The 25,821-nt window shown below is 62.7% G+C and carries 26 protein-coding genes; 23 read left to right on the top strand and 3 right to left on the bottom strand.

Annotated features, from left to right (window positions below; all coding sequences use genetic code 11):
- Positions 1 to 32 precede the first annotated feature (32 nt).
- From HOY34_RS08385 to HOY34_RS08410, 6 genes are all read left to right on the top strand, one after another.
- A complete protein-coding gene (locus tag HOY34_RS08385) occupies positions 33 to 899 on the top strand; it encodes a cytochrome c oxidase subunit 3 (RefSeq protein WP_172361783.1) in 867 nt (288 codons plus the stop codon).
- A 230-nt stretch (positions 900 to 1,129) separates the two neighbouring features.
- Positions 1,130 to 1,795, top strand: coding sequence for an SURF1 family protein (locus tag HOY34_RS08390; protein WP_172361785.1), 666 nt, complete (start codon positions 1,130 to 1,132; stop codon positions 1,793 to 1,795).
- 12 nt (positions 1,796 to 1,807) lie between these two features.
- Positions 1,808 to 3,199, top strand: coding sequence for a threonine synthase (gene thrC / locus HOY34_RS08395; protein ID WP_172361787.1), 1,392 nt, complete (start codon positions 1,808 to 1,810; stop codon positions 3,197 to 3,199).
- A 153-nt stretch (positions 3,200 to 3,352) separates the two neighbouring features.
- The gene (locus HOY34_RS08400; protein WP_172361789.1) at positions 3,353 to 4,612 is read left to right on the top strand and encodes a M16 family metallopeptidase; all 1,260 of its coding nucleotides are present in this window, start codon (positions 3,353 to 3,355) and stop codon (positions 4,610 to 4,612) included.
- A complete protein-coding gene (locus HOY34_RS08405) occupies positions 4,612 to 5,202 on the top strand; it encodes a GNAT family N-acetyltransferase (RefSeq protein ID WP_172361791.1) in 591 nt (196 codons plus the stop codon). The genes HOY34_RS08400 and HOY34_RS08405 overlap by 1 nt, the downstream gene beginning before the upstream one ends.
- Before the next feature lie 85 nt (positions 5,203 to 5,287).
- Positions 5,288 to 6,700: an FAD-binding oxidoreductase gene (locus HOY34_RS08410; RefSeq protein WP_172362051.1), complete on the top strand. Its 1,413-nt coding sequence runs from the start codon at positions 5,288 to 5,290 to the stop codon at positions 6,698 to 6,700.
- Between the two features lie 7 nt (positions 6,701 to 6,707).
- On the opposite strand, the gene HOY34_RS08415 is transcribed toward HOY34_RS08410, so the two are convergent.
- Positions 6,708 to 7,241, bottom strand: a complete 534-nt coding sequence (locus HOY34_RS08415; protein WP_172361793.1) for an adenine phosphoribosyltransferase — start codon at positions 7,239 to 7,241, stop codon at positions 6,708 to 6,710.
- Between the two features lie 46 nt (positions 7,242 to 7,287).
- Positions 7,288 to 8,184, bottom strand: coding sequence for an S-methyl-5'-thioadenosine phosphorylase (locus tag HOY34_RS08420; RefSeq protein WP_172362053.1), 897 nt, complete (start codon positions 8,182 to 8,184; stop codon positions 7,288 to 7,290).
- A gap of 233 nt (positions 8,185 to 8,417) precedes the next feature.
- On the opposite strand from HOY34_RS08420, the gene HOY34_RS08425 reads away from it, so the two are divergent.
- The gene (locus HOY34_RS08425) at positions 8,418 to 9,677 is read left to right on the top strand and encodes an aspartate kinase (RefSeq protein WP_172361794.1); all 1,260 of its coding nucleotides are present in this window, start codon (positions 8,418 to 8,420) and stop codon (positions 9,675 to 9,677) included.
- 172 nt (positions 9,678 to 9,849) lie between these two features.
- The gene (locus HOY34_RS08430) at positions 9,850 to 10,395 is read left to right on the top strand and encodes a GNAT family N-acetyltransferase (protein WP_172361796.1); all 546 of its coding nucleotides are present in this window, start codon (positions 9,850 to 9,852) and stop codon (positions 10,393 to 10,395) included.
- A 77-nt stretch (positions 10,396 to 10,472) separates the two neighbouring features.
- Here HOY34_RS08430 and HOY34_RS08435 read toward each other — a convergent pair whose 3' ends face one another.
- Positions 10,473 to 11,315 carry a hypothetical protein gene (locus HOY34_RS08435; RefSeq protein WP_172361798.1) on the bottom strand — a complete coding sequence of 281 codons (843 nt, stop codon included), beginning with the start codon at positions 11,313 to 11,315 and terminating at the stop codon, positions 10,473 to 10,475.
- Positions 11,316 to 11,636: 321 nt separating this feature from the next.
- On the opposite strand from HOY34_RS08435, the gene ptsP reads away from it, so the two are divergent.
- From ptsP to nuoG, 15 genes are all read left to right on the top strand, one after another.
- Positions 11,637 to 13,883, top strand: a complete 2,247-nt coding sequence (gene ptsP, locus HOY34_RS08440; RefSeq protein ID WP_172361800.1) for a phosphoenolpyruvate--protein phosphotransferase — start codon at positions 11,637 to 11,639, stop codon at positions 13,881 to 13,883.
- Positions 13,884 to 13,967: 84 nt separating this feature from the next.
- Positions 13,968 to 15,209, top strand: coding sequence for a DegT/DnrJ/EryC1/StrS family aminotransferase (locus HOY34_RS08445; protein ID WP_172361802.1), 1,242 nt, complete (start codon positions 13,968 to 13,970; stop codon positions 15,207 to 15,209).
- 1,035 nt (positions 15,210 to 16,244) lie between these two features.
- A complete protein-coding gene (locus HOY34_RS08450; RefSeq protein ID WP_172361804.1) occupies positions 16,245 to 16,610 on the top strand; it encodes an NADH-quinone oxidoreductase subunit A in 366 nt (121 codons plus the stop codon).
- Positions 16,601 to 17,149 carry a NuoB/complex I 20 kDa subunit family protein gene (locus HOY34_RS08455; RefSeq protein WP_172361806.1) on the top strand — a complete coding sequence of 183 codons (549 nt, stop codon included), beginning with the start codon at positions 16,601 to 16,603 and terminating at the stop codon, positions 17,147 to 17,149. The genes HOY34_RS08450 and HOY34_RS08455 overlap by 10 nt, the downstream gene beginning before the upstream one ends.
- Positions 17,150 to 17,154: 5 nt before the next feature.
- Positions 17,155 to 17,760: an NADH-quinone oxidoreductase subunit C gene (locus tag HOY34_RS08460; RefSeq protein ID WP_172361807.1), complete on the top strand. Its 606-nt coding sequence runs from the start codon at positions 17,155 to 17,157 to the stop codon at positions 17,758 to 17,760.
- Positions 17,757 to 19,013, top strand: coding sequence for an NADH-quinone oxidoreductase subunit D (locus HOY34_RS08465; RefSeq protein ID WP_172361809.1), 1,257 nt, complete (start codon positions 17,757 to 17,759; stop codon positions 19,011 to 19,013). The genes HOY34_RS08460 and HOY34_RS08465 overlap by 4 nt, the downstream gene beginning before the upstream one ends.
- Entirely contained in the window at positions 19,010 to 19,288 is a 279-nt protein-coding gene (locus HOY34_RS08470; RefSeq protein ID WP_172361811.1) for a hypothetical protein, read from the top strand. The genes HOY34_RS08465 and HOY34_RS08470 overlap by 4 nt, the downstream gene beginning before the upstream one ends.
- Complete coding sequence (locus HOY34_RS08475; RefSeq protein ID WP_172361813.1) at positions 19,288 to 19,575, top strand: hypothetical protein; 288 nt, start codon at positions 19,288 to 19,290, stop codon at positions 19,573 to 19,575. Before HOY34_RS08470 ends, HOY34_RS08475 begins: the two co-directional genes overlap by 1 nt.
- A gap of 99 nt (positions 19,576 to 19,674) precedes the next feature.
- Positions 19,675 to 20,769 carry an NADH-quinone oxidoreductase subunit NuoE gene (gene nuoE / locus HOY34_RS08480; protein WP_172361815.1) on the top strand — a complete coding sequence of 365 codons (1,095 nt, stop codon included), beginning with the start codon at positions 19,675 to 19,677 and terminating at the stop codon, positions 20,767 to 20,769.
- A 10-nt stretch (positions 20,770 to 20,779) separates the two neighbouring features.
- Positions 20,780 to 21,001 carry a DUF5337 domain-containing protein gene (locus tag HOY34_RS08485; protein ID WP_172361817.1) on the top strand — a complete coding sequence of 74 codons (222 nt, stop codon included), beginning with the start codon at positions 20,780 to 20,782 and terminating at the stop codon, positions 20,999 to 21,001.
- A gap of 12 nt (positions 21,002 to 21,013) precedes the next feature.
- Complete coding sequence (nuoF, locus tag HOY34_RS08490; RefSeq protein ID WP_172361819.1) at positions 21,014 to 22,312, top strand: NADH-quinone oxidoreductase subunit NuoF; 1,299 nt, start codon at positions 21,014 to 21,016, stop codon at positions 22,310 to 22,312.
- A 25-nt stretch (positions 22,313 to 22,337) separates the two neighbouring features.
- Entirely contained in the window at positions 22,338 to 22,709 is a 372-nt protein-coding gene (locus HOY34_RS08495; protein WP_172361821.1) for a hypothetical protein, read from the top strand.
- 125 nt (positions 22,710 to 22,834) lie between these two features.
- On the top strand, positions 22,835 to 23,257 hold the full coding sequence (locus HOY34_RS08500) for a DUF5333 domain-containing protein (RefSeq protein ID WP_172361823.1): 423 nt from the start codon (positions 22,835 to 22,837) through the stop codon (positions 23,255 to 23,257).
- Positions 23,254 to 23,772 (top strand): DUF3291 domain-containing protein, encoded by a 519-nt coding sequence (locus tag HOY34_RS08505; protein WP_253944326.1) that lies wholly within the window; start codon positions 23,254 to 23,256, stop codon positions 23,770 to 23,772. Before HOY34_RS08500 ends, HOY34_RS08505 begins: the two co-directional genes overlap by 4 nt.
- A 6-nt stretch (positions 23,773 to 23,778) precedes the next feature.
- Positions 23,779 to 25,821 carry an NADH-quinone oxidoreductase subunit NuoG gene (gene nuoG, locus HOY34_RS08510; RefSeq protein ID WP_172361825.1) on the top strand — a complete coding sequence of 681 codons (2,043 nt, stop codon included), beginning with the start codon at positions 23,779 to 23,781 and terminating at the stop codon, positions 25,819 to 25,821.

A 25,821-nucleotide genomic window follows, 5' to 3' on the forward strand; every position in this document is an offset into this window, starting at 1 on the left:
CTGTTAAGGGCTACGAGGGACGGAGACTGGCCATGGCCCACGCAAAGAACCACGACTATCATATTCTGCCAGCCTCGATCTGGCCCTTCCTGCTGTCTGTCGGCGCCTTTGTCATGGCCTTCGGCGGTGTGCTCTGGCGCAGCACGAAGATTGACACCTCGCCCTCGGGCTCCTGGATCGAGCAGACGGCCGGGCATCAGCCCTGGGTGTTCCTGATCGGCCTCGCGCTGGTGCTTTACTGCATGTTCGGCTGGTTCTCGGATATGACCCATGAGGGGCAGACCGGCGATCACACCCCGGTTGTCCGCATCGGTCTGCGCTATGGCATGATCCTTTTCATCATGTCCGAGGTGATGTTCTTCGCGGCCTGGTTCTGGGCCTTCTTCAAGATCCGCATGTATCCGATGACCGAGGGGTCCCCCTGGGTTGACGGCAGCTGGCCGCCCGCCGGGATCGAGACCTTTGATCCCTGGCACCTGCCCTTCATCAACACGCTGATCCTGCTGCTTTCGGGCTGTGCGGTGACTTGGGCCCACCACGCGCTGGCGCATGAGAACAACCGCAAAGACATGATCAACGGTCTGATCATCGGCGTGTCGCTGGGGGTGATCTTCACCTTCCTGCAGGCCTATGAATACAGCCACGCGGCCTTTGGCTTTGCCAATAACGCAGCGGGCGAGCCCTCGGTCTATGGCGGCGTCTTCTATATGGCGACCGGCTTCCACGGCTTCCACGTGATCATGGGCACCATCATGCTGCTGGTCTGCCTGCTGCGTGCGCTGAAGGGCCATTTCACCCAGGAAGCCCATGTCGGCTTTGAGGCTGCGGCCTGGTACTGGCACTTCGTTGACGTGGTCTGGCTGTTCCTCTTTGCCGTGATCTATATCTGGGGCCAGTAAGCGCCTTTGACACCCTGAGCTGCGGGCCCCAATGGGGCCCGTTTTGCCATTGAAAGCGGCCTGCGTTAAACAGATGGCCCAGTTGCCCCCCTGGGCCGTCACCAGAGGGCGGTCACCACAGGGCGGTCACCACAGGTCCGTCACCATTGGCCTTCACCACACGGGGCCGGCAGTCTGGCGGCTGGTTCTTTGGCCCTCTCTTCCGCCCCTTCATCCATTAAGAGACTCTGATGCGGCAAATTCTTTTCGCCATTGTGATCGGCCTTTGCGGCACCGGATACCTGATGCGGCTGGGCTTTTGGCAGCTGGAGCGGCTGGAATGGAAAGAGGGGCTGATCGCCGCCGCTGATCAGATGATCACATCCCCTGCCGTTCCGCTGCCGCCGAACCCCGACCCGGAAAAGGACCGCTACCGCCCCGTCACCGTCAGCGGCCGCTTCACGGACGCCGAGGCCCATGTCCTGACCTCAACCCGCGAGCAGGGGCCAGGCTTTCTGATCATCACCGCCTTTGAAACCGATGACGGGCGCCGCATTCTGGTTGATCGCGGCTATGTCCGCGAAACCGCCCGCAATACCCCGCGCCCCGGCCATCCGGCCAGCGTTACAGGCAATCTGAACTGGCCCGATGATGTGACCTCATCCACGCCCGCGCCCGATATCGCCGCCAATATGTGGTTTGGCCGCGATGTGACCGCGATGGCCGCACAGCTGCAGACCGAGCCGGTGATGGTGATCGCCCGCGAGGATACCGGCGACGGCATCACCGCCCAGCCCGCGACGGCGGCTTTTCGCAACGATCATCTGGGCTATTCGGTCACCTGGTTCGGTCTGGCCCTTGTCTGGGCAGGGATGACAATCTACTGGCTCTGGCGTATCAGGACGCGCAGGGTCTGAAGGACGGAAATCATGCGATATATTTCGACACGCGGCCAGGCGCCGGTCTTGGGTTTCGGCGAAGCGATGATGACGGGGCTTGCCCGTGACGGCGGCCTTTACGTCCCCGAAACGGTGCCCGAATTCACGAAAGATCAGATCGCCGCGCTGCGCGGCCTGTCCTATGAAGAGCTGGCCTTCCGGGTGATGAAGCCCTTTATCGGCGATTTCTTTGCCGATGAAGAGTTTCGCGGGCTGATCGCAAAGGCCTATCAGGGCTTTGGCCATATCGCGCGGGCGCCGCTGGTGCAGCTGGGGCCGGATCACTTCCTGATGGAGCTGTTCCACGGCCCGACGCTTGCCTTCAAAGATTTTGCCATGCAGATCATCGGCCAGATGATGCAGGCAGCGCTGGCCAAAACCGGCGAGCGGATCACCATCGTCGGCGCGACCTCGGGCGATACCGGCTCGGCCGCGATCGAGGCCTTCCGGGGCCTTTCCAATGTCGATGTCTTCATTCTGTTCCCGCATGGCCGCGTCTCGGATGTGCAGCGCCGCCAGATGACGACGCCAGTCGAGGCCAATGTCCACGCCCTGGCGATTGAGGGCGATTTCGATGACGCCCAGGCCCGCCTGAAAGACATGTTCAACGATTTTGAGTTCCGCGACGGGGTGCGTCTTGCCGGGGTGAACTCGATCAACTGGGCGCGGGTTCTGGCGCAGGTTGTCTATTTCTTCCACGCAGGGCTGTCGGTCGGCGCGCCCGACCGCGCGGTTTCCTTCACTGTGCCCACCGGGAATTTCGGTGATATTTTCGCAGGTTACATCGCCAAGCGCATGGGCCTGCCGATTGACCGCCTGGTGATCGCCACCAACCAGAATGACATTCTCGACCGGGCGCTGAAAACCGGCGAATATCGCACCACGGGCGTTGATCCCTCGATCAGCCCCTCGATGGATATCCAGGTCTCATCGAATTTCGAGCGGGCGCTTTTTGATGCGCTTGGCCGTGACGGGGCGGCGGTGCAGGCACTGATGGACGGGCTGAAACAGTCGGGCGGCTTTACGATCCCCGAACCCGCCCTGTCGCGCCTGCGTGAAACCTTCCTCTCGGGCCGCGCCTCAGAGGAAGAGACGCTTGCGGCCATCGCCGACGAATACCGCCTGACGGGCGAGCTGTTGTGCCCGCATTCCGCCGTGGCGGTGAAGGTGGCCAAAGAGCAGGCGGGCCAGGGCATGATGGTGACGCTTGCGACCGCGCATCCGGCGAAATTCCCTGATGCGGTGGAACGCGCCAGCGGTATCCGCCCCGATCTGCCGGCGCGGATGGCGGATCTTTTCTCACGGGACGAACGTGTGACCCGCGTTCCGAACGACTTGGCGGCCCTGAAAACGCTGGTGCGTGAGCGGCTGGCCGGCAAGTAACCCGTTGCGGCTGGCGCGGGCAACGCTGCGCGCCAGTCCCTTCGTCAGGTGGCAGCCCGGCGAGACAGGCTCCGGTCGCAAATCACACTCTTTCGCCTGTCCGTCGCCGGATGTATGAGGCAGGGATCACCGTTTCTGTCGCCGGAGCAGGATTTGACCGTTCAGATACATACTCTCGCCAATGGTTTCCGCATTGTCATCGAAACCATGCCCGCTTTCAAATCGGCCTCGATCGGGATCTGGGTCGGTGTTGGCGGGCGGCATGAGGCGCTGGCCGAGAATGGCGTGGCGCATTTTCTGGAACATATGGCATTTAAAGGCACGCCCCGGCGCAGCGCTCTGCAGATCGCCGAAGAGATCGAGGATGTCGGCGGCTATATCAACGCCTATACCTCGCGTGAGATGACCGCCTATTACGCGCGCTGCCTGTCGGTTGATGTGCCGCGGGCGCTGGACGTGATCGCCGATATCGTGCTGAACCCCGTATTCAGCCCTGAAGATATCGAGACAGAGCGCCATGTGATCTTGCAGGAAATCGGGCAGTCGAATGACACGCCCGATGATATCATCTTCGACTGGCTGCATGAGGCCAGCTATCCGGGCCAGGCCTTTGGCCGCACCATCCTTGGCCCCGAAGAGCGAGTCGCGGCCTTCGGGCGCGACGATTTTCTGGCCTTCGTTGCCCGCCATTACGGCCCCGACCGGATGATCCTTTCGGCGGCTGGCGGGGTGAATGCGGCCGAGATCATCGCCCAGGCCGAGGCGCTTTTCGGCGGGCTGAAACCCGTGGGCCAACTGACGGCCGAGAAGGCACAGTTCACCGCCGGTGAGCGGCGTGAAGAGAAAGACCTCGAACAGGCGCATTTCGCGCTGAACCTTGAGGCGCCCTCTTACCGCGATCCCGGCATCTGGGCCTCGCAGGTCTGGACGACGGCGATGGGGGGCGGCATGTCCTCGCGTCTGTTCCAGAAGATCCGCGAAGAGCGCGGGCTTTGCTATTCGATCCATGCCCAGCCTGCAGCCTATGAAGACACCGGCCATGTCACCATCTATGCCGGCACATCTTCTGCCGAGATCGGCGAGCTGGCCGAGCTGACCGTGGCCGAGCTGAAGCGATCAGCCGCAGATATGTCCGAGGCCGAGGTCGCCCGCGCCCGTGCGCAGCTGACGGCGGGGCTGGTTATGGGCCTGGAAAGTGCCTCGTCGCGCGCCGAGCGCAATGCGCGGCTGCTGGCGATCTGGGGCCGGGTGCCCGATCTCGATGAGGCGGTGGGCAAGATCGAGGCGGTAACGCTTGTCGACGTGCGCGAGCAGGCGGCGCTGATCCTGACCCGTCCGGCGGCGCTGGCGGTCTATGGCCCGGTCAGCCGTGCCCCTTCGGTGGCGGCGATCATGGCGGGGATGAAGGCATAATGCTTGGCCTGACGCGCAGGGTCAGGATCGAGACCCAGCGACTGACGCTGCGGCTGCCGACGCATGACGACTGGCGGCAATGGGCCGAGGTCAGGGCGGCCAGTGAGGGTTTTCTCAAACCATGGGAGCCGGTCTGGTCTGACCAGCATCTCTCGCGGCGCAATTTCTCAGGCCGTGTCTATTGGGCGAAACGGGCCGAGGCCTCGGGAACAGCACTGCCACTGATGATGGTGCGGCGCGACGATCAGCGGGTGATCGGCTCGATCACGCTCGACAATATCCGGCGCGGGCCCTCTCAGGCGGGAACGCTGGGCTATTGGGTGGGCGAGGCTTTCGCACGTCAGGGCTATATGCGTGAGGCGATCCTGGCGGTCGTGCATTACGCCTTTACCCGCATGGATCTGAGCCGGATTGAGGCTGCCTGTCTGCCGGAAAACCTGGCATCGCGCGGGGTTCTGGAAAAGACCGGGTTCAAATATGAAGGGGTCGCCCAGGCCTATCTGCAGATCAACGGACGCTGGCGCAATCATGTGCTTTATTCCTGTCTGCGCGCCGATCGCCGTGGCAGAACCGATGTGGGACCGGCCTGAGGCAGCGCGGAGTTTTGCAAAACTCCGCTCCGATTTCTTGCAAGAAATCGGCTTGCACCCGGTGGATGCGAAAAGGAAAATGACCATGCTGAACGCGGTGGATGATGGCTTTCTACAGGTTTTGCAGCGCGATTTGCCTGCCGGACGCCTGGCAGAGGCAGAGCCGCGCCATCTGACAGAGCCGCGCGGAAAATGGCCGGGCCGCCCCGGGCCGCTGGCCCTGCCGCGCAACACAGCTGAGGTTTCTGTCATCCTGTCCGCCTGCAATGCCGCCCGGGTGCCGGTTGTCACCTGGGGGGGCGGCACCGGGCTGGTCGCGGGACAGGTTATGGCTGAAGGCCCGCTGCCCCTGATCCTGTCTCTCGAAAAGATGACTGAGATGCGGGGCATCTGGCCAGAGGAAAACACAATCTGTGTTGAGGCGGGGATGACGCTTGCCGCCGTGCGTCAGGCCGCACAGGCGGAGGGGCGGCTCTTCCCGCTGTCGCTGGCCTCGGAAGGCAGCGCGACGATCGGTGGCAATCTGGCGACCAATGCAGGTGGCACCCAGGTGCTGCGCTATGGCAATGCGCGCGAGCTTTGTCTGGGCATCGAGGCGGTTCTGGCCAGCGGCGAGATCATCCACGGGCTGAAGCGGCTGCGCAAAGACAATACCGGCTATGATCTGCGCAATCTGATCCTGGGCTCTGAGGGCACGCTTGCGGTGATAACGGCCGCCAGTCTGCGTCTTTTTCCGAACCCGAAGAAACGGGTTGTCGCTTTGCTGGCGGTTGCTTCCCCTGCCGCGGCGCAGCAGCTTTTGCGCCTGGCTGAGGCGGAACTGGGCGGGCTGATCTCGGGGTTCGAGCTGATGTCGCGCATGGGCTTTGACTTTCTGGCCGAGGGTGGGTTCGATCTGAAAGCCCCCTTTGATCCCTTGCCCGACTGGCTGGTGCTGATCGAACTGGGCCTGCCTGCGGCGATGGATGCCGAAGCGGCGATGGCCGGGCTTTATGCCCAGGCGGCAGAGCTGGATCTGGTGCAGGACGGGGTGATTTCCGCCTCAGAGGCGCAGGCCGATCACCTCTGGGCGCTGCGCGAGACGATCCCGGATGCCAATCGGCGGGTGGGCTCGATCTCCAGCCATGATGTCTCGCTGCCGCTGGGCGCAATCCCCGGCTTTATCGAAGAGGCGGGGGCGCGGCTGCGAGCGCTGGCCGATATCAGGATCAACTGTTTCGGCCATCTGGGCGACGGCAATCTGCATTTCAACCTCTTCCCCGCGAAGGGGCGCGACCGGGGCGAATATGCGGCGCAGGCGGGTGAGATGTCGGACCTGGTGCATGAGATGGTCGATGCCCTGGATGGCTCGGTTTCTGCTGAACATGGCATCGGGCGTCTGAAAACCGCCGATCTGCAGCGCTTTGGCGATCCGGCGCGGCTGGACGCGATGCGCCGGATCAAGACGGCGCTTGATCCGAACGGCATCCTGAACCCCGGCGCGGTGCTGCCGCTATAGGCGCGGCTTACAGCCCCTCAAAGGCGCAAAGGCAATGAACATCCATCCCGAGCGCCTCAAGCTTACGCCGCCCGCCCAGATCCGGCAGATCGACGACAAAGGCGCAGCCGATGATCTGGGCCCCCAGCTTCTCGATCAGCGAGATCCCGGCGGCGGCGGTGCCGCCCGTGGCCAGCAGGTCATCGACCAGCAGCACCCGCTCGCCCGCGCTCAGGGCATCCTCGTGGATCTCGACCACCGCTTCGCCATATTCGAGGCTATAGGCCTGGGAAATCGTCTGGCCAGGAAGCTTGCCCTTTTTGCGCACCGGCACAAAGCCCGTTGACAGCTGATGCGCCACCGCGCCGCCCAGGATGAAGCCCCGCGCCTCAAGCCCCACCACCTTGTCAATGCGCATTCCGGCATAAGGCGCAAGCAGCTGGTCGATGCACATGCGAAAGCCGCGCGGATCGGCGAAAAGCGTGGTCACATCCCGAAACAGGATCCCTTCATGCGGGAAATCGACGATGGTGCGGATATAGTCACGGACGGTCTTTGACATTTCGGATCTTTCCGGAGGGGTAAGGGGAACAGAGGTCTGGGCGGGCTCAGAGCAGGCGTCCGGCGACGGCATCCAGCTTTGCCAGAACCGCCGGATCACGTTTCGAGGGCGCCGTTACCAGCGCCGTGTCCAGTGCCCTGTCGCAGCCACAGGGGCAGGGCAGGCGCGTGCCACCTGCGGCTGTCAGGGGCGCAGCCTGAGGCGTGGTCAAAGTCGCGGGCAGGGCGGCAATCACGGCGCGGGCCTTGTCGGCATTTGCCGCCAGAACGGCAATCACCGCCGCGACATCGACCGCGTCATGGTCCGGGTGCCAGCAGTCATAATCGGTCACCATGGCAAGGCTGGCATAGCAAAGCTCTGCCTCGCGGGCCAGTTTCGCCTCTGGCATGGCGGTCATGCCGATCAGATCGGTCCCCCAGCTGCGGTAAAGGCGGCTTTCAGCCAGGGTTGAGAACTGCGGCCCCTCCATCGCCAGATAGGTCGCGCCCTGGTGCACGTGGATACCGGCCGCCTCTGCGGCGCGGGTCACCAGGCCGCCAAGCCGGGCGCAGGTCGGATGGGCAAAGCCCAGGTGCGCCACCATCCCCTGGCCGAAAAAGCTTTTGTCGCGGGCGAAGGTGCGGTCGATGAGCTGATCGACCAGCACGAATTGCCCCGGTGTCAGATCCTCGCGCAGCGAGCCCACCGCCGAGACCGCCAGCAGATCGGTGCAGCCGATCCGCTTCAGCGCGTCGATATTGGCGCGGTAGGGCACGGAAGAGGGGCTGTGAACATGGCCCCGCCCATGACGCGGCAGGAAGGCGATCCGCAGCCCGCCCAGCTCTCCGGTCAGGATCTGATCCGAGGGCTGGCCCCAGGGTGTCGTGACAGGCTGCCAGCGGCCATTTTCGTTGCCGCAGAAATAGCGCCCAACCCCGCCCAGGGCAAGTTGGTGCGACCGCAGGGCAGGCTGGCGCGACCAGAGCGCAGCTTGTGGCGCTGCAGGCGGGAGAGGGGCGCAGCCGCCAAAAGATCGGGCCTTCCCGAGGGGGCTGACAATTCTCTGCGGGAAATCGCGCCAGCCCCTTGCGCCCTGGTTGCGCGGAGGCTAGGAAAACCGCGATTTTGGCGGGGTTACGGCCCCACCATCGGGACAGGCCTGACAGGGCCTCCAAACAGGGCCTCGGGGGGGTTACGATGCCGCTTCTGGTAATGAAATTCGGGGGCACATCCGTCGCCGATCTCGACCGTATCGCAAATGCCGCGAAAAAGGTGCAAAAAGAGGTCGAGCGTGGCTATGACGTGATCGTCATCGTCAGTGCGATGTCGGGCAAGACCAATGAACTGGTCGGCTGGGTCGAGGGCACCTCGAAGCTTTATGATGCGCGTGAATATGACGCGGTTGTCGCCAGCGGTGAGAATGTCACTGCCGGGCTGATGGCGCTGCGCCTGCAGGAGATGGGCGTGCCCGCACGATCCTGGCAGGGTTGGCAGGTGCCGATCAACACCACCTCGGCGCATTCAGCCGCGCGTTTCGTCTCGATCCCGCGCGAAAACCTCGATGCGAAATTCGCCGAAGGGTTCAAAGTCGCGGTCGTCGCGGGCTTCCAGGGGATCAGCCCCGAGGGGCGGATCACCACGCTGGGCCGGGGCGGGTCCGACACCACCGCCGTGGCCTTTGCGGCGGCCTTCGGGGCCGAGCGCTGCGATATCTATACCGATGTCGACGGCGTCTATACCACCGACCCGCGCGTCTCGAACAAGGCCCGCAAGCTGGACAAAATCGCCTTTGAAGAGATGCTGGAACTGGCCTCTCTGGGCGCGAAGGTGCTGCAGACCCGCTCGGTCGAGCTGGCGATGCGCTATAAGGTGCGCCTGCGGGTGCTTTCCTCGTTCGAGGATACCGACGAGAACTCTGGAACCCTGGTCTGTGACGAGGAGGAAATCATGGAATCGAAAGTCGTAAGCGGCGTGGCTTTTTCGCGCGAAGAAGCCAAGATCACGCTGTTCACCATCGAAGACCGTCCTGGCGTCGCCCAGGCGATCTTTGGGCCGCTGGCCGAGGCCGGGGTCAATGTGGACATGATCGTCCAGAACATCTCGGAAAAAGACTATGACGAGCGTCACGCCGGCGCGGTGACCGATATGACCTTCTCCTGCCCGGTGGGCCAGGTCGAGCGGGCCAAAAAGGCGATGGAAGACGCGAAGGCGCGTGGCGAGATCAATTATGACGAGCTGATCATCGACACCGAGGTGGCCAAGGTCTCGGTGGTTGGTATCGGGATGCGCAGCCATGCAGGCGTCGCGGCCCGCACCTTCAGCGCGCTTGCGGCCGAGGGGATCAATATCAAGGTGATCGCCACTTCTGAGATCAAGATCTCGGTGCTGATCGACCGCAAATATATGGAACTGGCCGTGCAGGCGCTGCACGACGCCTTTGAGCTGGAAAAGGCCTGATCACGGGTCTCATTCCTGAAACGCCCCGCAGTGTCGGGGCGTTTTTATTTACGGATACCCTGTTCTGAGCGTCAGCTATGCGGACAAAGCGGTCACCCTGCACGATTCACCTTGGGCGCATCAATCCGTTCGAGTATGGCGCGGCCACAAGAGCAGAGACAGGATTGGATACATGGCGCCGAGACTTCAAACTGAGACGTTCAACACAACGCGTTTCACAATGCGTGCGCTTACGCGCTCTGATGCCGTCGCTCTTTATGGGACGTTTTCTGGCGAAGCCCAGTGCCGATATATGTCGCAGCCGCATTTTTCCTCATTGGATGGCTTGGCTGATTGGCTCACTGACAGCGGATGGCCCGGCCGAACATGGGTGGCCATAGACAAGGCAGATGGCAGTCTTGCAGGCCGCTACGTCGCCTTCCCCGGGCGAGACGAGGGGGTGCTTGAGCTCGGCTACATCACCGTAGCAGATCGGCAGGGACATGGCGTTGCGACGGAGTGCATGTCTCAGTTGATAGATCACCTCTTCTCTGAGGCTGATTATCGCCGACTCTATGTGGAAATCGATGCTGAAAACCAAGCATCGGTGAGACTCATCGAACGCCTGGGTTTTGTCCGGGAAGGTTACCTGCGCCAGCACGAAGTGACGCACAAGGGGCTGTGTGATATGCTCATTTATGGCCTTCTGCGTAACGAGTGGTTGGCAATGAAAGGTTAACCCTCGAATGGCAGCTATGCGGACAAAGCGGACGTTCGCAGCTGTGCGGATACGATGCCCTAACCCCTGGCGCGTTGCTATTCTCTAGACAGTCTCAATGCACGAATATCATCGCTGCTTACACGTTCTGCCCCCACTCGGTCGGGCTTGCCGACGTGGTGGCGCTTCACCGCCCGTTCCCAATACAGCACTGCGGTGGTGAAGAACCAGCTTGACGCCCAGGCCATGCCGACAAAACTGGCCATGAAATAGGTGTTGGACAGCAGGTCGAGACTGGCGTTCCCCACCCGAACCAGTTGGGAGATACCCGAGGCGAGGAGCAGCGTGAGGTTCGTGATTTCGCCGAAGAATGCCCAGATATTGCCCAGGATCGCCCAGGCCAGTAGCGGCACCATAAGACCAAACGTACCGGCACCCAGGCCGAACAGAAGCCCGCCATTACGCCAGTCACGAGCCGCGGCTGCGGCAGTCATCGGCACAATAAGCACAGTGGCCAGCACCATTTTTGGCAGGATGGCAACAACCCAGATCGTGATACCGGCGGGACCCAGCCGTCCAGCTTCACGCAATATGGCTTCCCGATCCGGCACGAAACCCGAAATGGCCATGGCCCATTGCATGATTTGTTGCGCATAGCCTGCGATCAGGCCGCCGAGCAGCATAATTGCACTATAGGCCAGCGCGAGCGTAAACAGTCCGTTTCCTTGCCACACCCGGGGATAACCCCGCGCGGCTAGCGCGCAGCGCAGCCCGACCAGGGTGAAACCGGCAGCAAATGCACCGGGCATCAGCGTGCCGAGCAGTGGGATAAAGGACAGCATCAGCAGAATGGCTGACGCGATCACAAGAAACGGCAGCGCCAGCAGATAACGCCAAAAGGTAAGGAGCGACAAAGGAATAGCCCGAAGGAATAAAGGCATCCGGATTCTCGTAGATGATACTAAGGGGAAGCACACATCCCAAAACCTGACAATTGCGTATGGCAATTTTGCGGCGGGCCCCAGCATGTGCACGCCTTTTTCTTCCCGTATGGAAGGCGCGACCGGCGGCTAAGGGCTCAAAACAACGCAGCCATCCCTGCCTGCCGCCCGTCAACGGCCACTGATCTGCCCGCAGAATGGGCAAGCTTCCTGATTGCCGCGCTGCGGCGTAAGCCAGCCGTTTCCCTTCCCCTGTTCCTGTGGTCTAAGGGGAGGGAACTGGCCCGGGATCAGTCTATCAACGGAGGTCGCGCCCCGATCATGCCCGCCGAACGGACAGAAAGCGAAAGCCGCAGGCTCTTGCGTCGCCTGCGTGATGTGCTGGCCATGCCTGGCAAGGGCCAGGATCGGCTGGACCGCATCACCCATCTGATCTCCGATTCGATGGCGACCGAGGTTTGTTCGATCTATCTTTTCCGCGATGAGGAAACGCTTGAGCTGTTCGCCACCGAGGGGCTGAAGAAATCCGCCGTTCACCAGACCCGCATGCGGCTGGGTGAGGGGCTGGTGGGCCGGGTTGCGCGCACGGGCCTGCCGGTCAATACCGCCGATGCGCCCTCGGAAAAAGGGTTCCGTTTCATGCCGGAAACGGGCGAAGAGATCTTCTCTTCCTTCCTCGGCGTGCCCCTGCAACGGGTGGGTGAGAAATTGGGCGTTCTGGTCGTGCAGTCGAAAGAGGCGCGGGTTTTCTCTGAGGATGAGCTGGACGCGCTTGAGGTCGTGGCCATGGTGCTGGCCGAAATGACCGAGCTGGGCGCTTTTGCGGGCGATGATGGTGGCGGGCGTCCGATCCACCGTCAGGCGCTGATGTTTCGCGCCACCACCGGCCAGGAGGGGGCCGCCGAGGGCCGCGTCTGGCTGCATGAGCCGCGCGTCGTGGTGACGAACCCCGTTGCCGATGATCCGCTGACCGAGATCGAGCGCATCCGCGATGCGGTCGGCCAGCTGCGCATCTCGATCGACGATCTTCTGGCCGCCGAACAGCTGGACAAAGAGCAAAAGCAGGTGCTTGAGGCCTATCGCATGTTCGCCCATTCGCGCGGCTGGCTGAAGCGGATGGAAGAAGACATCCAGCTGGGCCTTTCCGCCGAGGCCGCGGTGGAAAAAGAGCAATCCGCCGCAAGGGCGCGGCTGGAACAGGTGCCCGATGCTTACTTGCGCGAACGCCTGCAGGATCTTGATGACCTTTCGAACCGTTTGCTCAGGATCCTGACCGGGCAGGGCGCCGATACCGGGGCGGCGATGCCCGACAATCCGATCCTGATCGCGCGCAATATCGGCCCGGCAGAACTGCTGGAATATGGCCGTCGCCTGAAAGGCGTGGTGCTGGAAGAGGGTTCGGTCGGCTCTCATGCCGCGATTGTGGCGCGGGCGCTGGCGATCCCGCTGGTGATCCATGCCGAACGCATCACCTCTGAAGCGCTGAACGGCGACAATATCCTGGTCGATGGCGATCAGGGCATCGTCCATCTGCGCCCCGAGGAAACCGTGGCCCGGGCCTTCCGCGACAAGATCGCCATGCAGGCCGAGGCGCAAAAGCGCTATGCCAGCCTGCTGGGCCTGCCCGCGCAGTCGAAATGCGGCCAGGTGATCGCGCTGCATATGAATGCGGGCCTGATGGCCGATCTGCCCAGCCTTGAGGGCTCTGGCGCCGAGGGCGTCGGCCTTTTCCGCACCGAGCTGCAGTTCCTTGTGCGCAACAAGATGCCCAAACGCGCCGAGCTTGCCTCGCTGTACACCCGTGTCATGGAGGCGGCAGGCGGCAGGCGCGTGGCCTTCCGCACCCTTGATATCGGCTCGGACAAGGTGCTTCCCTATATGAAGCCCAATGACGAGCCGAACCCCGCGATGGGCTGGCGGGCGATCCGGGTTGGCCTGGATAAGCCGGGCGTTTTGCGCATGCAGATGCAGGCGCTGATCCGCGCGGCTTCGGGGCGGCCCCTGACGGTGATGTTCCCCTTCATCGCCGAATTCAGCGAGTTCATCGAGGCCCGCGCCCAGGCCCTGCGCGAAATCCACCGCGAGAAATCGCTGGGTCATCCGGTGCCATCCAGCCTGGAAATCGGCGCCATGTGCGAGACGCCCTCGCTGGCCTATGCGCCAAAGGCCTTTTTTGAGGCGGTCGATTTCATCTCTGTCGGTGGCAATGACCTGAAGCAGTTCTTCTTCGCCGCCGACCGCGAGAATGAGCGCGTGCGGCGGCGCTATGACACGCTCAATATCAGCTTCCTTGATTTCCTCGGGCAGATCATCGCCCGTTGTGCCGAGACAGACACGCCGCTGTCGTTTTGCGGCGAGGATGCAGGGCGGCCGGTTGAGGCGCTGGCGCTGGCGGCGCTTGGGTTCCGCACGCTTTCCATGCGTCCGGCCTCTATCGGCCCGGTGAAGGCGCTGATCCGCAGCGTTGATCTGGGCGAGGTCAGGGCGGTGCTGGACGCGGCCCGCGCCGCAGGTGAGGTAAGCGCACGCCCGCGGCTGATGGACTGGCTGGCGCATCAAAAGGTCTGATCGGGCCTTGGGTGCGCCGATTTCCCGAAATGGCGCAGGGGCGGCAGCAAAAGCAAAACGGCGGGCAGGATGACGGGCAGTTTTATGACAACATCTGCTGAGCGTTTTACGGGCAGCTTCACCCAGCAAGAGCCGATCCCCGAGGCCGGGATCGAGGCCGCCATGGCGGTTTTGCGCCATGGGCGATTGCACCGCTACAACACGCAGGGCGATGAGATCGCCGAGGCCGCAGCGCTGGAAGAGGAATTCGCCGCCTTTACCGGGGCGCGGTATTGCCTTGGCGTGGCCTCGGGCGGCTATGCGATGGGCTGTGCGCTCAGGGCGCTGCAGCTGCAGCCGGGCGAGCCGGTTCTGACCAATGCCTTTACGCTGGCCCCGGTGCCGGGCGCGATTGCCGCCTGTGGCGGGCGCCCGGTCTTTGTCGAGATTACCGAAGATCTGGTGCTTGATTTCGACGACCTTACCCGCAAAGCCCAGGACAGCGGGGCGCGGATCCTGCTGTTGTCGCATATGCGCGGCCATAGCTGCGATATGGAGGCGCTGGTGGCGCTTTGTGATCGGCTTGGCCTTAAGATCATCGAGGATTGCGCCCATACGATGGGGGCTGAATGGAACGGTATTGCCTCGGGGCGGCATGGGGTGATCGCCTGCTACTCGACCCAGACCTATAAGCATATGAATTCGGGCGAGGGTGGTCTGCTGATCACCGATGATCCGGACCTGGCGGCGCGGATGGTGCTGCTTTCGGGCAGCTATATGCTTTACACCCGCCACCGCGCCGCACCCGGGCCTGAGGCTTATCAGGATATCCGCCTTGATGTGCCCAATGTCTCGGGGCGGATGGACAATCTGCGGGCCGCGATCCTGCGCCCCCAGGTCGCGCTGCTGGCAGAGCGCCGCGCCCGCTGGACCACGCTTTATCACGCGATGGAGGCGGGGCTGGCAGAGACGCCCGGCCTGCGCCTGATCCCGCGCCCCCTGGTCGAGCGTCATGTGGGGTCTTCATTCCAGTTCGCGCTGCCCGATTGGGAAGAGGCGCGGATTGCCATGCTGCTGTCCAGGGCTGTTGCGCGGGGCGTCGAGCTGAAGTGGTTCGGGGTGAAAGACCCGGTCGCTTTCACCTCGCGCTATCCACATTGGCGCTATGCGGGGGGGCAGAGCTGCCCGAACACCGACCGGATCCTTGCCGGGCTGATCGACATGCGGCTGCCGCTGACCTTCTCGCCCGCCGATGTGGCGCTGATTGCCCGCATCATCCGCGAAGAGGTGCTGATTACCGCCCAGGCGGAGATCAGCGGCGATGTCGCTGCGCCCGAAATCGACTGAGGCCGATTGACTTAGACTGATCGGCCGTTCCCGGGCCCAAATGAAACCGGTCGGCTAAGGCGGCAGGCGGCCTGTCGCGGCCCCCCGCTGCTTGCGTTGCGATAGCGGTCAGCGCGGATTGAGGCGTTCGTGGTCAGGCAGGTCAGTCATCTGCTGTATCAGCTGGCCGGCAAAGGCAGGCGGCATTGGCCATCAGAAGCAAAGAAGGCCTGTGCGGCTGAGGCTCTGGGACATCAGCTGATGCGCGGGCAAGGCAGGGCGCTCGTAATCAAATTCCTGCGGGAGGTTACGCCTGCCGGGCAGCGCGAAGTGACAGGCGAAAACCGGGGTGAACCCGACGCTGCAAAAGCCGGTGCCCGGGGCAGGTGAGAGGCTCGCCACGGGAAAACATACCAGGCCCGGAAGCCGCGCTCTGCTCAGGTGCTGCCCGGGCAATGACCGTGCCGCGCGCGGGGGGCAACCGGGCGCCACCGGGTGGATCAGCGGGGGGATCAACGGATAGATCACCGGGGCGATCACGGGGGTATCAATCGGGCGGCAGGCCGGCCCGCAGGCCGACCCGCAGACCTGCCCGCCGACCTGCCCGCACACCGCCTTCAGGCCCCCCTCAGACCAGGCCGCAGCATGGCCGCAGCATGGCCGATGATGGGGCAGGGCGGCATGTAACGCCGCTGATCTGAACCGCTGTCCGTTCAGGACGAAACAGAATTGCGGTCAGGGTCAGGAATGCTGCTGCAATAATTTCCTACTGTTTTTCATGGTAATACAGGGGGGTCGCTGCTTTTGTGATTCCTTTGCCTGCGGCTTTCTGTCGCTGGGGCGGCGAGGGGTGCCGCAATGCAGCACCGACACAGATTTTTTTTGTATGCAATCGTATGCGATGCAGCAAAACAAGGGCTTTGCCGGGGGTATTGGCCGGGAAAAGCCCTCTGCCTCAGTTGACCCGGCGCGGGGGCAAGGGTAAAGCGAACCAATGAGTGCAAGTGGGCCGAAAAAGGGTTCACGGCTCGCTGACGCCAGCTGAAGGAGCATCTCGTGGACGCGCTTCTCCGAGAGTATCTTCCGATTGTCATTCTGCTTGTGATCGTGACGGGGCTTGGCCTTGTTCTGATCCTTGCTGCAGCGGTAATCGCAATACGCAATCCGGACCCCGAAAAGGTCTCGGCCTATGAATGCGGGTTCAACGCATTCGATGACGCCAGGATGAAATTCGATGTCCGGTTCTATCTGGTCTCGATCCTCTTCATCATCTTCGATCTTGAGGTCGCATTCCTCTTCCCTTGGGCGCTTGCGTTCAGCGAGATCTCGATGACCGCCTTCTGGTCGATGATGGTTTTCCTTGGCGTGCTGACCATCGGCTTCGCCTATGAATGGAAGAAGGGAGCTCTCGAATGGGAGTGATGCCGGGAAAAGTGCAGACGGGAGCCAATACCGTGGGCCTGGACCGCGACGGCGATGTCGCGGCCTTCTCGCGTGATCTGCAGGACAAAGGCTTCCTGCTGACCTCGACCGAGGATGTGATCAACTGGGCCCGTATCGGGTCCTTGCACTGGATGACCTTTGGTCTGGCCTGCTGCGCGGTCGAGATGATCCAGATGTCGATGCCGCATTACGATGTGGAACGTTTCGGCATGGCGCCCCGCGCCTCGCCCCGCCAGTCGGATCTGATGATCGTCGCGGGCACGCTGACCAATAAAATGGCCCCCGCCCTGCGCAAGGTCTATGACCAGATGCCAGAGCCGCGCTATGTTGTCTCGATGGGCAGCTGCGCGAATGGCGGCGGTTACTATCACTACAGCTATTCGGTGGTGCGCGGCTGTGACCGTGTGGTGCCGGTGGATGTCTATGTTCCGGGCTGCCCGCCCACGGCTGAGGCGCTGCTTTACGGGCTCTTGCAGCTCCAGCGCAAGATCCGCCGCACTGGCACCCTGGTGAGGTAAGCGCGATGTCGGAAGCTTTGCAAGAACTCGGAGCCACCATCGCCCTGCGTCAGCCCGATGCGGTGCTCTCGCATGCGGTGGCCTTTGGCGAGCTGACGCTGACCGTCACGCCCGCGCATCTGCTGGCGCTGATGGAATATCTGCGTGATGATGCCAGCTGTCGGTTCTCGACGCTGATCGACATCACGGCGGTTGACCATCCCGAGCGTCCGGCCCGCTTCGATGTCGTTTACCACCTGCTTTCGATGTATCGCAATCAGCGCATCCGGGTGAAGGTTGCGGTGCGCGATGAGGAAATGGTGCCCTCGCTGACCAGCCTGCACCCCGGTGCAAACTGGTATGAGCGCGAGACCTTCGATATGTTCGGGATCATCTTCTCGGGCCACCCTGATCTGCGCCGCATCCTGACCGATTACGGCTTCCGCGGCCATCCGCTGCGCAAAGACTTCCCCACCACCGGCTATGTCGAGCTGCGCTATGACGAGGTGCAGAAGCGCACCGTCTATGAGCCTGTGAAACTGGTGCAGGAATACCGGCAGTTCGATTTCATGTCCCCCTGGGAGGGCGCGGAATATATTCTGCCCGGTGATCAGAAAGCGGAGGCCAAATGATGGACGGCTCGCAAAATCAGGACATGCGCCGCAATCATTACGATGATGGCTCTGTCGATCTGGAAACTTCAGAGCAGCGTATCCGCAATTTCAACATCAACTTCGGCCCGCAGCACCCTGCGGCCCACGGCGTGCTGCGTCTGGTGCTGGAGCTGGATGGCGAGATCGTCGAACGCGCCGATCCGCATATCGGCCTTTTGCATCGCGGCACCGAAAAGCTGATGGAAAGCAGGACCTTCCTGCAGAACCTGCCCTATTTCGACCGCCTCGACTATGTGGCGCCGATGAACCAGGAACATGCCTGGTGTCTGGCGATTGAAAAGCTGACCGGCACCGTGGTGCCGCGTCGTGGCCAGCTGATCCGGGTGCTTTACTCGGAAATCGGCCGGATCCTGAACCACCTGATGAACGTGACCACGGGGGCGCTGGATATCGGGGCGCTGACGCCGCCACTCTGGGGCTTCACCGCCCGCGAAGAGTTGATGCAGTTCTATGAGCGCGCCTGCGGCGCCCGTCTGCACGCCGCCTATTTCCGCCCCGGTGGCGTCCATCAGGATCTGCCGCCGCAGCTGATCGACGATATCGAGGCCTGGACCGAGACCTTCCCGAAACTGATCGACGACATCGACGGGCTGATCACGGAAAACCGGATCTTCAAACAGCGCACCGTTGATATTGCGCCGGTCACCCAGCAGGATGCGCTGGAGTGGGGGTTCTCGGGTGTGATGGTGCGGGCCTCGGGCATGGCCTGGGATCTGCGTCGTGCGCAACCCTATGAATGCTATGACGAATTCGACTTCCAGGTGCCGATTGGCAAGAATGGCGACTGCTATGATCGCTATCTGTGCCGCATGCTGGAGATGCGCGAATCCGTCAAGATTATCCGTCAGGCGATCACCAAACTGCGTGAGCCCGCCGCCCGGACCGACGTTCTGGCGCGTGGCAAGCTGACGCCGCCGAAACGCGGTGAGATGAAGACCTCGATGGAGGCTCTGATCCACCATTTCAAACTTTACACCGAAGGCTTCCACGTGCCTGCGGGCGAGGTTTATGCCGCCGTTGAGGCTCCCAAGGGCGAGTTTGGCGTCTATCTGGTGGCTGACGGCACCAACAAACCCTATCGCGCCAAGATCCGCGCGCCGGGCTATGCCCATCTGCAGGCGATGGATTACCTGGGCAAAGGCCACCAGCTGGCCGATATCTCGGCGATCATCGCAACGATGGACATCGTTTTTGGTGAGGTGGACCGATGAGCCGCTTTCTTCCCGCGCTGGCGCTGGCGGCCCTGATGCCGCTGCAGGCCGCCGCCCAATCGGCAGACCTGGGCGAACATACCAAAGGCCTTGCCGCCGCAATCGCGGCTGAGGGCTGCACCCTGACCAAGGCCAATACCGATGCGGTTCAGGCCCATCTGTCGCAGGACATGACCGATCAGGACGTCATGGCCGGCACGGTCGAGCTGATCACCGGCGGTTATCTGGTCCAGGAAGCGCCCGAGTCCTTCCGTCTGAAAGGATTGGGCTGCTGATGCGCTGGCACCTCTCACTTTCCCTGGCGATTGCTGCCATCGCAGCGCCCGCTCTGGCTGACAAAAGCGCGGTTCCGCCGGGAACCGACTGGAAGGCGCTGCTGGTCGGGGCCATCGAGGCCAATGGCTGCAAAATGACCGAGGATGAGGCCGAGGTAAAACTGCCGCCGCTGGGCTTTGGCTATGACTGGACGGTCTTTGTCCTGCAGGACCTGGTGGCCGAGGGCAAGCTGGTCCTCGAAGAGGAAACCCAGACCGTGATCGCCAAAACGGAGGCCTGCAGCTGATGCCAGCCCTCTGCCACACCCGTTTTTCCCTGATGAAACAGCCGTCTCTGATGGCGGCTTTCACCGGGGCCGATATCTCCGCCGCAGGGAAATTCTGACATGCTGCGCCGTCTCTATCACGAGCAACCCGCGAGTTTCGCCTTCACCCCCGCCAATCTGGAATGGGCGAAGGGCCAGATCACCAAATATCCCGAGGGCCGTCAGGCCTCGGCGGTGATCCCGCTTTTGTGGCGGGCGCAGGAACAGGAAGGCTGGCTGTCCAAGCCCGCGATTGAATATGTGGCCTCGATGCTGGGCATGGCGAATATCCGCGTGCTGGAAGTGGCGACTTTCTACTTCATGTTCCAGCTGCAGCCGGTGGGCTCGGTGGCGAATATCCAGATCTGCGGCACCACGTCCTGCATGATCTGCGGGGCCGAGGATCTGGTTTCGGTCTGCAAAGAGCTGATCGCGCCGACCCCGCACACGGTTTCTGCGGATGGCAAATTCAGCTGGGAAGAGGTCGAATGCCTTGGCGCCTGCGCCAATGCGCCGATGGCCCAGATCGGCAAGGATTACTATGAGGATCTGACGCCTGCGGTGCTGCGCGGGCTGATCGCGCGCTTCCGCGAGGGTGAGGTGCCGCAGCCCGGCTCGCAAAACGGGCGCTATTCCTCCGAGCCGCTGAACAATCTGACCTCGCTGAAAGACCATCAGGGCACAGGCGCGAAATACAACGGCTCGGTGCAGCGGGCGCTTGATATCGGCGAGACGGTCAAGCGGATCGACGGCACCGAAGTGCCTCTGAACCTGTCCTGGCTGCGCAATCGCGGCGCGGCGGCCCCGGTTGCGGAAGCAGCGCCCGCAAAGGCTGCGGCAGCGGATGCCGCCCCGTCAGTCGCTCCGGCAACAGCCACTCCGGCAACCGTCGGCCGCAAGCCTGAGGGCCTGGCAGAGGCACGTGACGGCAAGGCCGACAACCTCAAAGAGATCGAGGGCATCGGCCCGGCGATGGAAAAGCTGTGCCATGAGCTGGGCTTCTTCCATTACGACCAGATTGCTGCCTGGAGCGAAGAGGAAATCGCCTGGGTGGATGAGAACCTGAAAGGGTTCAAAGGCCGCGTGACCCGCGACAAATGGGTGGCGCAGGCGAAACTGATTGTGGCTGAAGGGCTGGAGGCATTCCGCATCCGGGCCAAAACCAACGACTACTGAGGACAGGTGAATGCCGGGACCATCTGCCAGTGACCTTCAGCGCGGACGCCAGGTGCGTCTGGTGGCTGTTGTCATCGCGGCGACGATGATCCTGTGGATGGGCGGGCAATGGCTTGGCGGTCAACTGGGGCTGGAGGCGCGGTTTGCCTTCCTTCTCGACCTCGCCGCGATTGCCGGTTTCATCTGGGCGCTTGCCGTGACGTATCAGATCTGGCGCAAGAGCCGGGCGTAAGGAGAGCAAGAGATGCTCAAGGATCAGGACCGTATCTTTACGAACCTTTACGGGATGCATGACCGCTCCCTCAAGGGCGCGATGGCGCGTGGCCATTGGGACGGGACGAAGGATATTCTTGCCAAAGGCCGCGACTGGATCGTGGAAGAGGTGAAGAAATCCGCCTTGCGCGGCCGTGGCGGCGCGGGCTTTCCGACGGGTCTGAAATGGTCCTTCATGCCGAAGGTCTCGGATGGGCGTCCGGCCTATCTGGTGATCAACGCCGACGAATCCGAGCCCGCGACCTGCAAAGACCGCGAGATCATGCGCCACGACCCGCATACGCTGATCGAAGGCGCGCTGATCGCTGGTTTTGCGATGAATGCGGTGGCGGCCTATATCTACATTCGCGGCGAATATATCCGTGAGAAAGAGGCCCTGCAGGCCGCGATCGACGAGGCCTATGATGCCGGGCTGATCGGCCGCAATGCCTGCAAATCGGGCTATGATTTCGACGTTTACCTGCACCACGGGGCAGGGGCCTATATTTGCGGCGAGGAAACCGCGCTGCTGGAAAGCCTTGAGGGCCGCAAGGGCATGCCCCGGATGAAGCCGCCGTTCCCGGCAGGCGCGGGGCTTTACGGCTGCCCGACCACGGTGAACAACGTGGAATCCATCGCGGTGACGCCGACCATCCTGCGCCGTGGCGGCGAGTGGTTTGCCTCCTTCGGGCGCCCCAACAATGCAGGTGTCAAGCTTTTCGCAATGTCGGGCCATGTGAACACCCCCTGCGTCATCGAGGAATCGATGTCGATCCCGATGAAAGAGCTGATCGAGAAGCATGGCGGCGGTGTGCGCGGCGGCTGGAAGAACCTGAAAGCGGTGATCCCCGGCGGCGCAAGCTGCCCGATCCTGACCGCCGAGATGTGCGAAGACGCCATCATGGATTATGACGGCATGCGCGAGCTGAAGTCCTCCTTCGGCACCGCCTGTATGATCGTGATGGATCAGTCGACTGACGTGATCAAAGCGATCTGGCGGCTTTCCACCTTCTTCAAACACGAGTCTTGCGGCCAGTGCACGCCGTGTCGCGAAGGCACCGGCTGGATGAGCCGCGTCATGGCGCGCCTTGTCACGGGTGATGCCGAGATCGAAGAGATCGACATGCTGTTTGAGGTCACCAAACAGGTCGAAGGCCATACGATCTGCGCCCTTGGCGACGCAGCCGCCTGGCCGATCCAGGGTCTGATCCGCAATTTCCGTGGCGAGATTGAGGACCGGATCAAGGCAAAGAAAACCGGCCGTATCTCGGCTGCGCTGGCGGCGGAATAAGACCATGACCCGCATGACCCAACACATGACAGCATCTGCCCGCAGCCTTTCGGCTGTGGCGCTGGCGCTTGTCCTGTCGGGCTGTGCGGTGATCCATACGCCGCTGCCGGAAACGGTGACGCCGGGAGCCTATCCGGTTCAGGTTGACGGCCAGGCACTCCAGGGCGAGGTTCGCCCCGGTCCGACCGGCCTGCAGATCACCGTGGTCGGGGCCCGCCCGATTGGCGGCCAGGAGATCCGCGTGACCAGCGCGGGCGGCCTGCGCAATGATCAGGGTGCGCTGGCGAAGAAGGCCGCACGCGCCACCTGCGCGGCGGCGGGCGGCCAGTTCCGCGAGAAAGCCATCGGGAAATATGACCGGGCAGGCGCCTGGCTCTTTGCCGGAGGCTGCGCATGATCCTGCAATATGTCAGCCAAATTTCCTCACGCAAAAGCGATGACACTTTGCGTTCTGCTGCGCCTTCTGTTCTGGCAGAATGCGGCTCTGATCAGAAGATCAGTGCATATGGTGGAGTGTCAGTTATGCAGTCAGTGACGAAATTCGCAAAGATCGCGGCCCTTGCTTTGATGGCGCCGGTTTTCGTGGGCTCAGCCGAGGCCCGCACGCCGATCAACCAGGAAGCGCATATCACCAATACGCTGCGCCAGGGCTTTATCGCCGATACGATTGCCGACAATTGCCCGACCATGCGCCCGCGCAAACTGCGTGCCCTCAATGAGCTGACGAAGCTGCGGGATTACGCGCTGGCCCAGGGCTATACCCGCGCCGAGATCACCGCTCTTGTGGAAAACAAGGCCGAGAAGAAACGCGCCCGTGCCGAGGCTGCAGACTGGCTGAAGCAATTCGGCGCTGTGCCCGGCAAGCCCGCCGCCTATTGCGAAGTGGGCGAGGCAGAGATTGCGAAGAAAAGCCTGATCGGCCAGTTGCTGAGGTCGGTAAGATGACCACAGGCAAAGCATCGGGCATGCGCCCCGGATACCATCTGGCCGTCTTCAATTTTGGCCTGTTGCGCCATGATTGGGATGCGCCCGAGATCGCAGATTTCGCCAATGGGCTGGATCTGGTGAATGGTATTGCGGCGCGGGCTCCGGGCTTTGTGTGGCGCCTTGATGATGAGGCGATGGAGGCCGCTCAGGCAGAGACTTCGGGGCCGTTTGCGGGCGATCCGCGCATGGCCTCGACGCTTTCGGTCTGGGAGGATGCCGATAGTCTGGGCCGCTTTGTCTGGACCACGGTGCACAGGCAGTTCTACGCCCGCAAGGGTGAATGGTATGATGCCCCGGGCGAGATGGTCCTGTGGTTCATACCGGCGGGCCATCGCCCGGACATGGCCGAGGGTCATGCGCGCTGGAAGATGCGCAAGGAATTTGGGGACAGCGATCAGGCCTTTGGCTGGTCGTATCTGGAAGAGGCTGCAACATGGAAAGCCCATGATTGCGGTCGGATCGCGGCGGAGTAGGCGCAGATGTCGAATCTGAAGAAAATCAACATCGACGGCACCGAGCTTGAGCTCGACGGCTCGATGACGATCATCCAGGCGGCGGAAGCTGCCGGGATCGAGATCCCGCGGTTTTGCTATCACGAGCGGCTCTCGATTGCGGGCAACTGCCGGATGTGCCTGGTTGAGGTCGTGGGCGGCCCGCCCAAGCCTGCCGCCTCTTGCGCGATGCAGCTGAAAGACCTGCGCCCCGGCCCGAATGGCGAGGCCCCGGTGGTGAAAACCAAATCGCCGATGGTCAAGAAGGCCCGCGAAGGCGTGATGGAGTTCCTGCTGATCAACCACCCGCTGGATTGCCCGATCTGCGACCAGGGCGGCGAATGCGATCTGCAGGACCAGGCCATGGCCTATGGCGTCGATTTTTCGCGCTACCGCGAGCCCAAACGCGCCTCGGACGAGCTGAACCTTGGCCCGCTGGTCAAGACCGCGATGACGCGCTGCATCTCCTGCACGCGCTGCGTGCGCTTTACGTCAGAGGTGGCGGGCATCACCCAGATGGGCCAGACCGGCCGGGGTGAGGACAGCGAGATCACCTCTTACCTGAACATGACTTTGGACAGCAATCTGCAGGGCAATATCATCGACCTTTGCCCGGTCGGCGCGCTGACCTCAAAGCCCTATGCCTTCACCGCCCGCCCCTGGGAGCTGACCAAGACCGAAACCATCGACGTGATGGACGCGCTTGGATCAAACATCCGGGTCGATACCAAGGGCCGCGAAGTCATGCGCATTCTGCCGCGCAACAATGACGGCGTGAATGAGGAATGGATCTCCGACAAGACCCGCTTCATCTGGGACGGCTTGCGTCGCCAGCGCCTTGACACGCCCTATGTGCGCGTTGACGGCAAGCTGAAGAAAGCCACCTGGGGTGAGGCGCTGGCGGCTGCGGCGGCGGCGATGAAGGGTAAGAAGGTCACCGCGCTGATCGGTGATCTGGCCCCGGTCGAGGCGATCTACAGCCTGAAAAAGCTGGTTGAGGGTCTTGGCGGCAAGGTTGAATGCCGCACCGATGGGGCGCGGCTGCCGATTGGCAACCGCTCGGCCTATGTCGGTACGGCCTCGATCGAGGACATCGACAATGCGAAGATGATCCAGCTGATCGGCACCAACCCGCGTGTTGAAAGCGCGGTTCTGAATGCGCGGATCCGCAAGGCCTGGACCAATGGCGCGACGGTTGCGCTGCTGGGTGAGGCGGTCGATCTGACCTATGATTACACCCATGTCGGCACCGACCGTGCGGCTTTGGTTGAATTGTCGGGCAAAGAGATCTCTGACGCCACCCGCGAGGCCCCGTCGATTGTGATCGTCGGCCAGGGCGCGATCAATGAGGCCGATGGCGAGGCGGTTCTGGCCCATGCGATGAAGCTGGCCGAGAATTCGAACTCGAAACTGCTGATCCTGCACACGGCGGCTGCCCGCGTGGGCGCGATGGATGTGGGCGCGGTGACCGAGGGTGGTCTGGCGGCTGCAACCGAGGGCGCAGAGGTGATCTACAACCTCGGTGCCGATGAGATTGAGATCTCGCGTGAGGCCAATACCTCGGGCAATGCGCCTTTCGTGATCTATCAGGGCAGCCATGGGGATCGCGGCGCAAACCGTGCTGACATCATCCTGCCGGGCGCCGCCTATACCGAGGAAAACGGCCTCTTCGTCAATACCGAGGGCCGGCCGCAACTGGCCTTCCGGGCTGGCTTTGCGCCTGGTGATGCGCGGGAAAACTGGGCGATCCTGCGGGCGCTTTCGGCGGAACTGGGCGCAAAACTGCCCTGGGACAGCCTGGCGGGCCTGCGGGCAGCCCTGGTTGCCGATCATCCGCATCTGGCCCAGATCGACGAGGTTCCAGCGAACGAATGGCAGGCGCTGGAGCTGCGGATGCCCGCCAAAGCGGCCTTCCGCAATGTGATCCGCGACTTCTATCTGACCAACCCGATTGCGCGGGCCTCTTCGGTGATGGCCGATCTCTCGGCCCAGGCCAAAGCGCGCCTCGCGGCCCCGATGGCGGCGGAGTAA

Origin of the sequence: Pseudogemmobacter hezensis, from assembly GCF_013155295.1 — a bacterium.
GTDB lineage: Bacteria > Pseudomonadota > Alphaproteobacteria > Rhodobacterales > Rhodobacteraceae > Pseudogemmobacter > Pseudogemmobacter hezensis.